Origin of the sequence: Escherichia sp. WS338 (assembly GCF_046486405.1) — a bacterium.
GTDB classification, from domain to species: Bacteria; Pseudomonadota; Gammaproteobacteria; order Enterobacterales; family Enterobacteriaceae; genus Escherichia; species Escherichia coli.
Genome location: NZ_JBJQLL010000010.1, coordinates 77,770 through 91,659, shown reverse-complemented (window position 1 = coordinate 91,659; position 13,890 = coordinate 77,770). Strand labels below are relative to the sequence as shown.

Genomic DNA, 13,890 nt, shown 5'->3' with positions numbered 1-13,890 from the left:
CTGGTGGGGCTTTTTTTGTCTTTCTTCTTCAACAATGCGTTAATTTTCGCCTGTTTAAGATATTTCGGCACGTTCTTTCCCGTGATAATGTGCGCTATAAGGCAAATCTGCTTCACCGATTCAGCCATAATCCGTAGCAATTAAAATGTTATCTCAAGAGAAATGGACGATGAGTGATATAGCATTAACGGTCAGTATTCTGGCTTTGGTGGCGGTCGTCGGGTTGTTTATCGGCAACGTCAAGTTTCGCGGTGTTGGATTGGGCATTGGCGGCGTGCTGTTCGGTGGGATCATCGTCGGCCATTTTGTTTCTCAGGCGGGGATGACATTAAGTAGCGATATGCTGCATGTTATTCAGGAATTTGGCCTGATCCTGTTCGTTTATACCATCGGGATTCAGGTAGGGCCGGGCTTCTTTGCCTCATTGCGCGTCTCCGGATTACGCCTCAACCTGTTTGCTGTTCTGATCGTCATCATCGGGGGGCTGGTTACCGCCATCCTGCATAAACTGTTTGATATTCCACTGCCGGTAGTACTGGGGATTTTCTCCGGTGCGGTAACCAATACGCCAGCACTGGGGGCAGGGCAGCAGATCTTGCGCGACCTGGGGACACCGATGGCGATGGTCGATCAAATGGGGATGAGCTATGCGATGGCGTATCCATTTGGGATTTGCGGCATTTTGTTCACTATGTGGATGCTGCGGGTTATTTTCCGCGTCAATGTTGAGACTGAGGCCCAGCAGCACGAGTCCACGCGAACCAACGGCGGTGCGCTAATCAGGACGATTAACATCCGAGTTGAGAATCCTAATTTGCATAATTTAGCCATTAAAGATGTGCCGATTCTCAATGGCGATAAAGTTATTTGCTCACGATTGAAACGAGAAGAAACCCTAAAAGTGCCTTCGCCAGAAACCGTTATTCAACTGGGCGATTTGCTGCATCTGGTGGGGCAGCCTGCGGATTTACATAATGCGCAACTGGTGATTGGTCAGGAGGTCGATACCTCGCTGTCTACGAAAGGCACTGACTTGCGCGTCGAGCGTGTGGTGGTCACCAATGAAAACGTGCTCGGTAAACGTATTCGCGACCTGCACTTTAAAGAACGCTATGACGTTGTTATCTCGCGCCTGAACCGTGCTGGTGTTGAATTAGTTGCAAGTAGCGATATCAGCCTGCAGTTCGGCGATATCCTCAACCTGGTGGGGCGTCCGTCCGCAATTGATGCCGTTGCCAATGTGCTGGGGAATGCGCAGCAAAAACTGCAACAGGTTCAGATGCTGCCAGTGTTTATTGGTATCGGGCTTGGCGTATTGTTAGGTTCTATTCCCGTCTTTGTGCCTGGGTTCCCGGCGGCGTTGAAACTCGGGCTGGCGGGCGGTCCGCTGATTATGGCGTTGATCCTCGGGCGTATCGGCAGTATCGGCAAGCTGTACTGGTTTATGCCACCAAGCGCTAACCTGGCGCTACGCGAGTTAGGCATTGTGCTCTTTCTCTCGGTGGTTGGCCTGAAATCCGGCGGCGATTTTATCCATACACTGGTGGATGGCGAAGGGCTAAGCTGGATTGGTTATGGTGCCCTGATCACCGCCGTTCCGCTGATTACTGTTGGCATTCTGGCGCGGATGTTAGCCAAAATGAATTACCTGACCATGTGCGGGATGCTGGCTGGCTCCATGACCGATCCTCCGGCGCTGGCGTTTGCTAATAATCTTCATCCAACCAGCGGTGCGGCGGCGCTTTCTTACGCCACTGTCTATCCGTTGGTGATGTTCCTGCGCATTATCACCCCCCAATTACTGGCGGTGCTCTTCTGGAGTATCGGTTAACTCTTTTCCGGGTGGAGTCGCCGTAAATGGTACTCCACCTGGTATTTCTGAACATCATCGAGTCATTTACACACTCGCCATTCTGGTTATTACCTGTCCGTATTCTTCAGCACAGCTGACGGCGCATAACCAAATTTATGCTTAAAGGCTTTGCTGAAATGAAAGGAGTCGAAGAAGTTGAGCGTATCAGCGACTTCGCCAACCGAGTTCCCTTGTTGCTTTAATAGCGATAGCGCCAGATCCAGACGTGCATTGAGGTAATATTCTTTCGGCGTCTTGCCGGTATAGCGTAAAAACAGACGACGCAACCAGGCTTCGCTACAGGGGATCGTGGCAGCCATATCAGCTACGCTCCAGCGTTGTTGCAGACTGGCATGTAAAGTGGCAATTAGTTTTTCAATTTGCCGCCGTTGTGGATCTTTTTTACCGTCTGCGTACATAAGACAAATCCACTGATAAATAATTTTCGTCAGAAAAGCGACTGCCAGATTATTTTTTATTGCTTCTGGTGAAGTAATTAATTCAGCAACTTCGGTGAGTTCCTGATTATAAACTTCGCCATTATAAATAACGCTTTGCTGACCGACGGGAATATCCATCATACTGGTGGGGGTAAATTCCATCCAGTACTGTTCCCAGACCAAACCTTCACAGTGATAAGAGTGAATATCCATTGGCTTTAAAAATATAATACAGTTGCCATGCAGAGTTATTTGCTCGTCATTCTTTAAAAGAATTTTCCCACATCCTTGTACGGTATACACCGCAACCCATGAGTTGGCGATAAGCGGTTTCTTCTTGTCCCGCGGCCAGATCACCCGATAATGCTCGTCGGCGTAGGTATGCCAGAGCGATATCAGAGAAATTCCGCTGGAGATCACATTTTCGTTAATCAATAAGGGAATATTGTACGGAGTTTCGTTTTTTACATCCGAACTTTGCAATTTTCCATTCATTTTAATATCCCTCCGGCGAATTATGCTCACAACCTGAACTTAACAGAAAACAATCCGTTCAGGGATACGACGTTTGTATTTTAAGAATCTGACTGCCTGACCCGACGCATTTTACCTCTCCCTATATTCATGCGTCCGGGACATAAACATAAATAAGGGCTATGAGATGAATTCGTTACAAATCTTGAGTTTTGTCGGTTTTACGCTGCTGGTAGCGGTCATCACCTGGTGGAAGGTCCGTAAAACAGATACCGGATCGCAACAAGGCTATTTTCTTGCCGGACGTTCACTAAAAGCGCCGGTTATTGCCGCTTCGTTAATGCTAACCAACCTTTCCACGGAACAACTGGTCGGCCTTTCTGGGCAGGCCTACAAAAGTGGCATGTCGGTGATGGGCTGGGAAGTCACCTCTGCAGTGACGCTGATCTTCCTCGCGCTAATCTTTTTACCGCGCTATCTGAAGCGCGGCATTGCCACCATCCCCGATTTTCTGGAGGAACGTTATGATAAAACGACGCGTATTATCATCGACTTCTGCTTCCTCATTGCCACCGGCGTCTGCTTTCTGCCGATTGTTCTCTATTCCGGCGCGTTGGCGCTCAACAGCCTGTTTCATGTGGGTGAGTCGCTACAACTTTCCGATGGTGCGGCTATCTGGTTACTGGTTATTTTGCTTGGTCTGGCGGGAATTTTGTATGCGGTGATCGGCGGACTGCGCGCAATGGCAGTGGCGGACTCCATTAACGGTATTGGGCTGGTTATTGGCGGGTTGATGGTGCCGGTATTTGGCCTGATCGCGATGGGCAAGGGCAGCTTTATGCAGGGCATTGAGCAACTCACCACCGTTCACGCCGAGAAATTAAACTCAGTCGGCGGCCCGACCGATCCCTTGCCGATTGGCGCGGCATTTACCGGTTTGATTCTGGTGAACACCTTTTACTGGTGTACAAATCAGGGCATCGTGCAACGCACGCTGGCGTCAAAAAGCCTGGCGGAAGGGCAAAAGGGGGCGCTGTTAACGGCGGTGCTGAAAATGCTCGACCCGCTGGTACTGGTGCTGCCAGGGTTGATTGCGTTTCATCTGTATCAGGATCTACCGAAAGCCGACATGGCCTACCCGACGCTGGTCAATAACGTTCTGCCAGTGCCACTGGTGGGTTTCTTCGGCGCGGTGTTATTTGGTGCGGTGATCAGTACCTTCAACGGCTTTCTGAATAGCGCCAGTACGTTATTCAGTATGGGTATTTACCGGCGCATCATTAACCAGAATGCCGAGCCGCAGCAGCTGGTCACCGTCGGGCGCAAATTTGGTTTCTTTATCGCCATCGTTTCGGTGCTGGTAGCGCCGTGGATCGCCAACGCGCCGCAGGGGCTGTATAGCTGGATGAAACAGCTCAACGGCATTTACAACGTGCCGCTGGTTACCATCATCATTATGGGCTTTTTCTTCCCGCGCATCCCGGCGCTGGCGGCAAAAGTGGCGATGGGGATTGGCATAATCAGCTACATCACCATCAACTATCTGGTGAAGTTCGACTTCCATTTCCTCTATGTGCTGGCCTGTACGTTCTGCATCAACGTGGTCGTGATGCTGGTGATCGGTTTTATCAAACCGCGCGCCACGCCGTTCACCTTCAAAGATGCGTTTGCGGTGGACATGAAACCGTGGAAAAACGTCAAGATCGCGTCAATGGGCATCCTGTTCGCGATGATTGGCGTCTATGCCGGGCTGGCTGAATTCGGCGGCTACGGTACGCGCTGGTTAGCGATGATCAGTTATTTCATTGCCGCCGTAGTGATTGTCTACCTGATTTTTGATAGCTGGCGGCATCGTCACGACCCAGCCGTAACCTTTACTCCCGACGCGAAGGATAGCCTATGAAACGCCCCAATTTTCTGTTCATCATGACCGATACCCAGGCCACCAATATGGTCGGTTGCTATAGCGGTAAGCCGCTGAATACGCAAAATATTGATAGTCTGGCGGCGGAAAGTATTCGCTTTAATTCCGCCTATACCTGTTCACCGGTTTGTACACCAGCGCGCGCCGGGCTGTTTACCGGTATCTACGCTAACCAGTCCGGCCCGTGGACCAACAACGTCGCGCCAGGTAAAAACATTTCCACCATGGGGCGCTACTTTAAGGATGCGGGCTATCACACCTGTTACATTGGCAAATGGCATCTCGACGGTCATGACTATTTCGGCACTGGCGAGTGTCCGCCGGAGTGGGACGCTGATTACTGGTTCGATGGGGCGAACTACCTTAGCGAACTGACGGAAAAAGAGATCAGCCTGTGGCGCAATGGCCTAAACAGCGTTGAGGATTTACAGGCGAACCATATCGACGAAACCTTCACCTGGGCGCACCGCATCAGCAATCGGGCGGTAGATTTTCTGCAACAGCCCGCGCGCGCCGACGAACCTTTCCTGATGGTGGTTTCGTATGATGAGCCGCATCACCCGTTCACCTGTCCGGTGGAGTATTTAGAGAAATACGCTGATTTTTACTACGAACTTGGCGAGAAATCACAGGATGACCTGGCGAACAAACCGGAACATCACCGCTTATGGGCGCAGGCGATGCCATCGCCAGTCGGTGATGACGGGCTTTATCACCATCCGCTCTATTTTGCCTGCAATGACTTTGTTGATGACCAAATCGGACGTGTCATCAATGCCTTAACGCCAGAGCAACGTGAAAATACGTGGGTCATTTATACCTCCGATCATGGTGAAATGATGGGCGCACATAAGCTGATCAGTAAAGGGGCGGCGATGTATGACGACATCACCCGCATTCCGCTGATCATCCGTTCGCCGCAAGGGGAGCGGCGACAGGTCGATACGCCAGTCAGTCATATTGACTTACTGCCGACAATGATGGCGCTGGCAGATATTGAAAAACCAGAGATTCTGCCGGGGGATAATATCCTTGCCGTAAAAGAACCACGTGGCGTGTTGGTGGAATTTAATCGCTACGAGATTGAGCATGACAGCTTTGGCGGTTTTATTCCGGTGCGTTGCTGGGTAACGGATGACTTTAAACTGGTGCTCAACCTCTTCACCAGTGATGAACTTTACGATCGCCGTAATGACCCAAATGAAATGCATAACCTGATCGATGATATCCATTTTGCCGACGTTCGCAGCAAAATGCATGACGCCTTATTGGATTATATGGACAAAATTCGCGATCCGTTCCGCAGTTATCAATGGAACCTGCGTCCGTGGCGCAAAGATGCACAACCGCGCTGGATGGGGGCGTTTCGTCCACGCCCACAGGATGGTTATTCTCCAGTGGTACGCGACTATGACACCGGTTTACCGACACAAGGGGTGAAGGTGGAAGAGAAAAAACAGAAGTTCTGATGCATTATTGCTGTTCCTGGCCTAATTTTTCGGCGAGGAACAGTTTACAAGGAGCAACAATGAAAATTTCCCGCCTCGGAGAAGCGCCCGATTACCGCTTCTCGCTGGCTAATGAGCGTACTTTTCTGGCGTGGATCCGTACTGCACTAGGATTTCTGGCGGCGGGGGTTGGGCTTGATCAACTTGCGCCAGATTTCGCCACGCCCGTCATCCGCGAACTGCTGGCGTTGTTGTTGTGTCTGTTTTCCGGCGGGTTAGCGATGTATGGCTACTTGCGCTGGTTACGCAATGAAAAAGCGATGCGCCTGAAAGAGGACCTGCCCTATACCAACAGCTTATTAATCATCAGTTTAATATTGATGGTCGTGGCAGTGATCGTCATGGGACTGGTGTTGTATGCCGGATAGCCGCAAAGCCAGACGCATTGCCGACCCAGGGCTGCAGCCGGAACGCACATCACTGGCGTGGTTTCGTACCATGCTGGGCTACGGCGCGTTGATGGCGTTGGCTATCAAACACAACTGGCACCAGGCGGGCATGTTATTCTGGATTTCGATTGGCATCCTCGCCATCGTGGCGCTGATCCTCTGGCACTACACCCGTAATCGCAATTTAATGGATGTCACGAATAGCGATTTTTCCCAATTTCACGTAGTCCGTGACAAATTTTTGATCTCCCTCGCGGTGTTATCTCTCGCAATACTGTTTGCTGTAACGCATATACATCAACTTATCGTATTTATTGAGAGAGTCGCATGACAGGAAGTCAGGTCATTGATGCTGAAGAGGACAGGCATAAACTGGTTGTAGAGTATAAGGATGCTCTGCAACCTGCCGATTTTTATCACAATTTCAAACAGCTGGGCATCCGCTCCGTACAGCTTATTCCCCATCTTGAATTTGATGACCGGGGCGATCTGACGGCCGCTTCGGTGACAGCAGAGCTGTGGGGGAAATTTTTAATTGCCCTGTTCGAGTGTTGGGTGCGGGCAGATATCAGTCGTATTTCGATTGAACTTTTTGACACCACCTTACAAAAATGGTGTGGCAGCGAAAAGTCGCAACCGCGCCGTGACTGCCAGGCGTGCGACTGGCATCGGCTGTGCCCGCACGCTCGGGAAGATAAACCAGACAACGTGCTTTGTGCGGGCTATCAGGCGTTTTATTCTTACTCCGCGCCGCATATGCGGGTGATGCGTGATCTGATAAAGCAGCATCGTTCTCCCATGGAGCTGATGACGATGCTGCGGTGACGTGAGCTTAAACAGGCTGCCCCTGATGCGACATCCGCGTCGCCAGCGGTAGCCAGCACAGCACGATCAACAATCCCATTAAGGTCATCAACAATCCCAGGCTGCCCTGACCGGTTTGCGGCAACATCGCAGAGAGCGACGCCAGCACGCCGGAACCAATGTTTTGCAGACCGCCGACCAGCGCGCCAGCGGTGCCCGCCAGGAAGGGGAACGGCTCCATCGCGCCGCTGGTAGCCAGTGGAAACAGCATCCCGGCACCGAAAAAGAACAGCGCGGCGGGAATGAGCAGCGTCCAGACATTCATCACGCCAAACCAGTCGGGGATCCACATCAGCAAGCCAGCCAGCAGGCAGCAGATAACCGACTGCCACATTAACGTGGAGAAGCGTTTATTGGGACGTCCGGCAAACCATGCGCCAAAAAACGCTGCCGGAATCGGCAGAATAAACAAAATACTGACCGTCATACTGCTCAACCCTAACACCGCGCCCATCAGCACGCCGGAGCAGGCTTCAAAGGCGGCAATCCCGGCCAGACCGCCAATCAGCATCAGCAAATAACAGTTAAAACCGCCGTTACCGAAAAGCGTTTTATAACTGGTAAGCAGGCGCGTGCGCGGTGCGTCGACCGGACGCGTTTCCGGCATCCAGCGGGCCATACTGAAGGTCACACCGGCACAAAGAACCAACAAAAAGAGATAACAGGCGCGCCAGTTCCACATCGTATCCAGCAGACCGCCGATTAGCGGTGCGAGCAACGGACTGACAAGAATCCCCATGTTTAACAGGCTGTTAGCATGGCGCAACTGTGTCCGTTCATATAAATCACGCGGCAAAGTACGCGCCATTACGCCGCCAACGCCGGTGCCCATGCCCTGCATCGCGCTGGCGGCAATCAATACCGTCAAACTGGAGGTCGTGACCGCGACTAGCGTTGCCAGCATAAAAATGGACATTCCGACGAGGATCACCGGTCGGCGACCCACACGGTCGGAAATTGGGCCATAAAACAGCTGTGAGACACCGTAAGTCAGCAGATAAGCGCCCATTACGCTCTGCACCGCCCCTTCACGGACGTTGAGATCGCGCGCCATATCGGCAATGGCTGGAATATAAATGGTTTGCGCCATCTGACCGACGGCCACGAGTAATACCAACATCAATAACAAATTGACGTTTCTATGCCTTTTCATTATCACGGATGCTTTTATAAAAATAATTAGAATAAGTCACTACGCATTCCCATAAATGCGGGAGAGGAATCTATCACATTGATAAATGTTAGCCAGATATACGCCAGGAATGGGGAATTGTTTAGCGGCAGAATATGTAAACAAAAGCGGCAATAAATGTTGCCGGGAGAGATGGTAGGGCGGATAAGATGCGTCAGCATCGCATCCGACACCAACCCGCACGCTAAATATAAAAGGGGAGCGGTTACCCGCTCCCCTTTAGTGCGACTTGAATCTGAATTACTTCAGGTATTTCAGAACAGCATCAAGCAGTTGCAGTGCTGCAACAATGAGTTTGAGGATAAGAATGGCGATATCCACCAGGCTCATACGCGTCTCCTGTGGTTCAGGAGCACTGCCAGCTGACGTACCTTTCCGCTGCCTGTTGCCAGCTGTTGTGCACGCGGTATCTCAAGGAGAAACGTTGTGCTTGTTGACATAACACAGTGTGCTCACGCGGGGTTAAGGCGCTGACGGCACCACCCGTTTCAGCCAGGACTTAGTGCGCCGGGTAACGATGCGGCCCCCGCATAACACATTGCGTACAGTGATATTATAGAAGTTTACTGTATAAATAAACAGTAATATTGGACAAAACGCAAACTGTGATCGATACTCAACTATGCACTAAATACGTCAAAATTCGTGCCGAAATTGCGCGTTCTGCGCGGAACACGTATACTTTCAGTGTTGACATAATACAGTGTGCTTTGCGGTTACCAGCCGCAGGCGACTGACGAAACCTCGCTCCGGCGGGGTTTTTTGTTACCTGCAATTCAGTACAAAACGTGATCAACCCCTCAATTTTCCCTTGCTGAAAAATTTTCCATTGTCTCCCCTGTAAAGCTGTGCTTGTATAAATATTGTTAAACACAAAACCAACAAGGTCCCCAATGACTACTTCCATGTTCAACGCAAAACTACTACCAACTGCGCCATCCGCCGCAGTGGTCGTCGTGCGTGTGGTGGTGGTCGTCGGCAATGCGCCGTAGGGACTGGAACAACACACGATTCCAAAACCCCGCCGGCGCAAACCGGGCGGGGTTTTTCGTTTAAGCACCTCCCGGAAAGTCGGCCCAGAAGAAAAGGACTGGAGCATGGCAAGTTCGGGCACAACATCGACGCGTAAGCGCTTTACCGGCGCAGAATTTATCGTTCATTTCCTGGAACAGCAGGGCATTAAGATTGTGACGGGCATTCCGGGCGGTTCTATCCTGCCTGTTTACGATGCCTTAAGCCAAAGCACGCAAATCCGCCATATTCTGGCTCGCCATGAACAGGGCGCGGGGTTTATCGCTCAGGGAATGGCGCGCACCGACGGTAAACCGGCGGTCTGTATGGCCTGTAGCGGACCGGGGGCGACTAACCTGGTGACCGCCATTGCCGATGCACGGCTGGACTCCATCCCGCTGATTTGCATTACTGGTCAGGTTCCCGCCTCGATGATCGGCACCGACGCCTTCCAGGAAGTCGACACCTACGGCATCTCTATCCCCATCACCAAACACAACTATCTGGTCAGACATATCGAAGAACTCCCGCAGGTCATGAGCGATGCCTTCCGTATTGCGCAATCAGGCCGCCCTGGCCCGGTGTGGATAGACATTCCTAAGGATGTGCAAACGGCAGTTTTTGAGATTGAAACACAGCCCGCTATGGCAGAAAAAGCCGCCGCACCCGCCTTTAGCGAAGAAAGTATTCGTGACGCGGCGGCGATGATTAACGCCGCCAAACGCCCGGTGCTTTATCTGGGTGGTGGTGTGATCAACGCGCCTGCGCGAGTGCGTGAACTGGCGGAGAAAGCGCAACTGCCTACCACCATGACTTTAATGGCACTGGGTATGTTGCCAAAAGCGCATCCGCTGTCGCTGGGTATGCTGGGGATGCACGGTGTGCGCAGCACCAACTATATTTTGCAGGAGGCGGATCTGCTGATTGTACTCGGTGCGCGTTTTGATGACCGGGCGATTGGCAAAACCGAGCAGTTCTGTCCGAATGCCAAAATTATTCATGTCGATATCGACCGCGCAGAGCTGGGCAAAATCAAGCAACCGCATGTGGCAATTCAGGCGGATGTTGATGACGTGCTGGCGCAGTTGATCCCGCTGGTGGAAGCGCAACCGCGTGCAGAGTGGCACCAGTTGGTGGCGGATTTGCAGCGTGAATTCCCGTGTCCAATCCCGAAAGCGTGCGATCCATTAAGCCATTACGGCCTGATTAATGCCGTTGCCGCCTGCGTGGATGACAACGCGATTATTACCACTGACGTGGGTCAGCATCAGATGTGGACGGCGCAAGCCTATCCGCTCAATCGCCCACGCCAGTGGCTGACCTCCGGCGGGCTGGGCACGATGGGTTTTGGCCTGCCTGCGGCGATTGGCGCGGCGCTGGCGAACCCGGACCGCAAAGTGTTGTGCTTCTCCGGCGACGGCAGCCTGATGATGAATATTCAGGAGATGGCGACCGCCAGTGAAAATCAGCTGGATGTTAAAATCATTTTGATGAACAACGAAGCGCTGGGGCTGGTGCATCAGCAACAGAGTCTGTTCTACAAGCAGGGCGTTTTTGCCGCTACCTATCCGGGCAAAATCAACTTTATGCAGATTGCCGCAGGATTCGGCCTCGAAACCTGTGATTTGAATAACGAAGCCGATCCGCAGGCTGCATTGCAGGAAATCATCAATCGCCCTGGCCCGGCGCTGATCCACGTGCGCATTGATGCCGAAGAAAAAGTGTACCCGATGGTGCCGCCAGGTGCGGCGAATACTGAAATGGTGGGGGAATAAGCCATGCAAAACACAACTCATGACAACGTGATTCTCGAACTCACCGTTCGCAACCATCCGGGCGTAATGACCCACGTTTGTGGCCTTTTTGCCCGTCGCGCTTTTAACGTTGAAGGTATTCTCTGCCTGCCGATTCAGGACAGCGACAAAAGCCACATCTGGCTACTGGTCAATGACGACCAGCGTCTGGAGCAGATGATAAGCCAAATCGACAAGCTGGAAGATGTGGTGAAAGTGCAGCGTAATCAGTCCGATCCGACCATGTTTAACAAGATTGCGGTGTTTTTTCAGTAACCGCTCAAGGCTTGAACAACATCGCGCTTATCGTTAAGGTAAGCGCGTTTTATTACCCTCCAGGACAAGATCATGATCACCGTTGCCCTTATAGACGATCACCTTATCGTCCGCTCCGGCTTTGCGCAGCTGCTGGGGCTGGAACCTGATTTGCAGGTAGTTGCCGAGTTTGGTTCGGGGCGCGAGGCGCTGGCGGGGCTGCCGGGGCGCGGTGTGCAGGTGTGTATTTGCGATATCTCCATGCCTGATATCTCCGGTCTGGAGCTTCTAAGCCAGCTGCCGAAAGGCATGGCGACAATTATGCTCTCCGTTCACGACAGTCCGGCGCTGGTTGAGCAGGCGCTTAACGCCGGGGCGCGCGGCTTTCTCTCCAAACGCTGTAGCCCGGATGAACTCATTGCTGCGGTGCATACGGTTGCCACTGGCGGCTGTTATCTGACGCCGGATATTGCCATTAAACTGGCATCCGGTCGCCAGGACCCGCTAACCAAACGCGAACGCCAGGTGGCAGAAAAACTGGCGCAAGGAATGGCGGTGAAAGAGATTGCCGCCGAACTGGGCTTGTCACCGAAAACGGTACACGTCCATCGCGCCAATCTGATGGAAAAACTGGGCGTCAGTAACGACGTTGAACTGGCGCGCCGTATGTTTGATGGCTGGTGATGAAGACGTTGTTCTCCCGCTTAATTACCGTTATTGCCTGCTTTTTTATCTTCTCTGCCGCATGGTTTTGCCTGTGGAGTATCAGCCTGCACCTGGTTGAGCGCCCTGATATGGCGGTGCTGTTATTTCCGTTTGGTCTGCGTCTGGGGCTAATGCTGCAATGCCCGCGCGGATACTGGCCGGTGTTGCTGGGCGCGGAGTGGCTGCTGATTTACTGGTTAACGCAGGCGGTCGGTTTAACCCATTTCTTCTTATTGATGATCGGTAGTTTACTGACGTTACTGCCCGTGGCGCTGATCTCGCGCTATCGCCATCAACGTGACTGGCGCACCTTGCTGCTACAAGGGGCGGCATTAACGGCGGCGGCGTTGTTGCAGTCGCTGCCCTGGCTTTGGCACGGCAAAGAGTCGTGGAATGCGCTGTTGCTGACTTTAACTGGCGGCCTGACGCTGGCCCCGATATGTCTGGTGTTCTGGCACTATCTCGCCAATAACACCTGGCTGCCGCTCGGCCCGTCGTTAGTTTCTCAACCGATCAACTGGCGTGGGCGGCATCTGGTCTGGTACTTGCTGCTGTTTGTTATCAGTCTCTGGCTCCAGTTGGGATTGCCGGACGAACTGTCGCGCTTTACGCCATTCTGCCTGGCGCTGCCGATTATCGCGCTGGCCTGGCACTATGGCTGGCAAGGGGCGCTAATTGCGACGTTGATGAACGCCATCGCGCTGATCGCCAGTCAAACCTGGCGCGATCATTCGGTGGATTTATTGCTCTCGCTGCTGGTGCAAAGTCTGACAGGGTTGTTGCTTGGCGCTGGCATCCAGCGGTTGCGTGAACTTAACCAGTCGCTGCAAAAAGAACTGGCGCGCAATCAGCATCTGGCTGAACGTTTGTTAGAAACTGAAGAGAGCGTGCGCCGCGATGTGGCGCGTGAGCTGCATGATGATATCGGCCAGACCATCACTGCTATTCGTACTCAAGCGGGCATTGTCCAGCGACTGGCGGCAGATAATGCCAGCGTGAAGCAGAGCGGGCAGCTCATCGAACAACTGTCGCTGGGTGTTTACGATGCGGTGCGCCGTTTGTTAGGGCGGTTACGTCCGCGCCAGCTGGATGATCTCACCCTGGAGCAGGCCATCCGCTCACTGATGCGGGAAATGGAGCTGGAAGGGCGCGGCATTGTCAGCCATCTCGAATGGCGTATCGATGAGTCAGCGTTAAGTGAAAACCAGCGCGTGACGCTGTTTCGCGTCTGCCAGGAAGGGCTGAACAACATTGTGAAACATGCCGATGCCAGCGCGGTTACGCTGCAAGGCTGGCAGCAGGATGAACGGTTGATGCTGGTGATTGAAGACGATGGCAGCGGTTTGCCGCCGGGTTCCGGGCAACAAGGTTTTGGCCTCACCGGAATGCGCGAGCGCGTAACGGCGCTGGGCGGCACATTACACATTTCCTGTCTGCACGGCACGCGTGTCAGCGTTTCTCTACCTCAACGTTATGTCTAAGG

The 13,890-nt window shown here is 52.7% G+C and carries 15 protein-coding genes; 12 read left to right on the top strand and 3 right to left on the bottom strand.

The window, feature by feature from the left end; translation table 11 throughout:
- Positions 1-169 precede the first annotated feature (169 nt).
- The gene (locus ACJHWT_RS11580; protein ID WP_001279774.1) at positions 170-1,831 is read left to right on the top strand and encodes a putative transporter; all 1,662 of its coding nucleotides are present in this window, start codon (positions 170-172) and stop codon (positions 1,829-1,831) included.
- An 89-nt stretch (positions 1,832-1,920) separates the two neighbouring features.
- Here the strand turns inward: ACJHWT_RS11580 and ACJHWT_RS11575 are convergent, their stop codons facing one another.
- Positions 1,921-2,787: a helix-turn-helix transcriptional regulator gene (locus tag ACJHWT_RS11575; protein WP_001318136.1), complete on the bottom strand. Its 867-nt coding sequence runs from the start codon at positions 2,785-2,787 to the stop codon at positions 1,921-1,923.
- Positions 2,788-2,953: 166 nt separating this feature from the next.
- Here ACJHWT_RS11575 and ACJHWT_RS11570 point away from each other — a divergent pair, with 166 nt between their 5' ends.
- Genes ACJHWT_RS11570 through ACJHWT_RS11550 form a run of 5 tightly spaced genes read left to right on the top strand, consistent with a single transcriptional unit; the run spans position 2,954 to position 7,412 of the window.
- Positions 2,954-4,669, top strand: coding sequence for a solute:sodium symporter family transporter (locus ACJHWT_RS11570; RefSeq protein ID WP_001087170.1), 1,716 nt, complete (start codon positions 2,954-2,956; stop codon positions 4,667-4,669).
- Positions 4,666-6,159 (top strand): sulfatase-like hydrolase/transferase, encoded by a 1,494-nt coding sequence (locus ACJHWT_RS11565; RefSeq protein WP_000828511.1) that lies wholly within the window; start codon positions 4,666-4,668, stop codon positions 6,157-6,159. Before ACJHWT_RS11570 ends, ACJHWT_RS11565 begins: the two co-directional genes overlap by 4 nt.
- A gap of 59 nt (positions 6,160-6,218) precedes the next feature.
- Entirely contained in the window at positions 6,219-6,566 is a 348-nt protein-coding gene (locus ACJHWT_RS11560) for a YidH family protein (RefSeq protein WP_000703959.1), read from the top strand.
- A complete protein-coding gene (locus ACJHWT_RS11555; RefSeq protein WP_001113432.1) occupies positions 6,556-6,918 on the top strand; it encodes a DUF202 domain-containing protein in 363 nt (120 codons plus the stop codon). The genes ACJHWT_RS11560 and ACJHWT_RS11555 overlap by 11 nt, the downstream gene beginning before the upstream one ends.
- Positions 6,915-7,412 (top strand): radical SAM protein, encoded by a 498-nt coding sequence (locus tag ACJHWT_RS11550; protein WP_000148034.1) that lies wholly within the window; start codon positions 6,915-6,917, stop codon positions 7,410-7,412. The genes ACJHWT_RS11555 and ACJHWT_RS11550 overlap by 4 nt, the downstream gene beginning before the upstream one ends.
- 7 nt (positions 7,413-7,419) lie before the next feature.
- On the opposite strand, the gene emrD is transcribed toward ACJHWT_RS11550, so the two are convergent.
- Positions 7,420-8,604 (bottom strand): multidrug efflux MFS transporter EmrD, encoded by a 1,185-nt coding sequence (gene emrD / locus ACJHWT_RS11545; RefSeq protein ID WP_001696327.1) that lies wholly within the window; start codon positions 8,602-8,604, stop codon positions 7,420-7,422.
- Positions 8,605-8,685: 81 nt separating this feature from the next.
- Between emrD and ysdE the strand changes: the two genes are divergently transcribed.
- A complete protein-coding gene (gene ysdE / locus ACJHWT_RS11540) occupies positions 8,686-8,760 on the top strand; it encodes a protein YsdE (RefSeq protein WP_211180519.1) in 75 nt (24 codons plus the stop codon).
- Positions 8,761-8,883: 123 nt separating this feature from the next.
- Here ysdE and tisB read toward each other — a convergent pair whose 3' ends face one another.
- Positions 8,884-8,973 carry a type I toxin-antitoxin system toxin TisB gene (tisB, locus tag ACJHWT_RS11535; RefSeq protein ID WP_000060506.1) on the bottom strand — a complete coding sequence of 30 codons (90 nt, stop codon included), beginning with the start codon at positions 8,971-8,973 and terminating at the stop codon, positions 8,884-8,886.
- 563 nt (positions 8,974-9,536) lie between these two features.
- Between tisB and ivbL the strand changes: the two genes are divergently transcribed.
- The 5 genes from ivbL (at position 9,537) to uhpB (ending at position 13,888) form a co-directional block, all read left to right on the top strand.
- Complete coding sequence (gene ivbL / locus ACJHWT_RS11530) at positions 9,537-9,635, top strand: ilvB operon leader peptide IvbL (protein ID WP_001312198.1); 99 nt, start codon at positions 9,537-9,539, stop codon at positions 9,633-9,635.
- 105 nt (positions 9,636-9,740) lie between these two features.
- A complete protein-coding gene (gene ilvB / locus ACJHWT_RS11525) occupies positions 9,741-11,429 on the top strand; it encodes an acetolactate synthase large subunit (protein WP_000168476.1) in 1,689 nt (562 codons plus the stop codon).
- A gap of 3 nt (positions 11,430-11,432) precedes the next feature.
- On the top strand, positions 11,433-11,723 hold the full coding sequence (gene ilvN, locus ACJHWT_RS11520) for an acetolactate synthase small subunit (RefSeq protein ID WP_001181706.1): 291 nt from the start codon (positions 11,433-11,435) through the stop codon (positions 11,721-11,723).
- Between the two features lie 72 nt (positions 11,724-11,795).
- Positions 11,796-12,386: a transcriptional regulator UhpA gene (gene uhpA / locus ACJHWT_RS11515; RefSeq protein WP_000633668.1), complete on the top strand. Its 591-nt coding sequence runs from the start codon at positions 11,796-11,798 to the stop codon at positions 12,384-12,386.
- Positions 12,386-13,888 (top strand): signal transduction histidine-protein kinase/phosphatase UhpB, encoded by a 1,503-nt coding sequence (gene uhpB, locus ACJHWT_RS11510; protein ID WP_001318135.1) that lies wholly within the window; start codon positions 12,386-12,388, stop codon positions 13,886-13,888. The genes uhpA and uhpB overlap by 1 nt, the downstream gene beginning before the upstream one ends.
- Positions 13,889-13,890 lie beyond the last annotated feature (2 nt).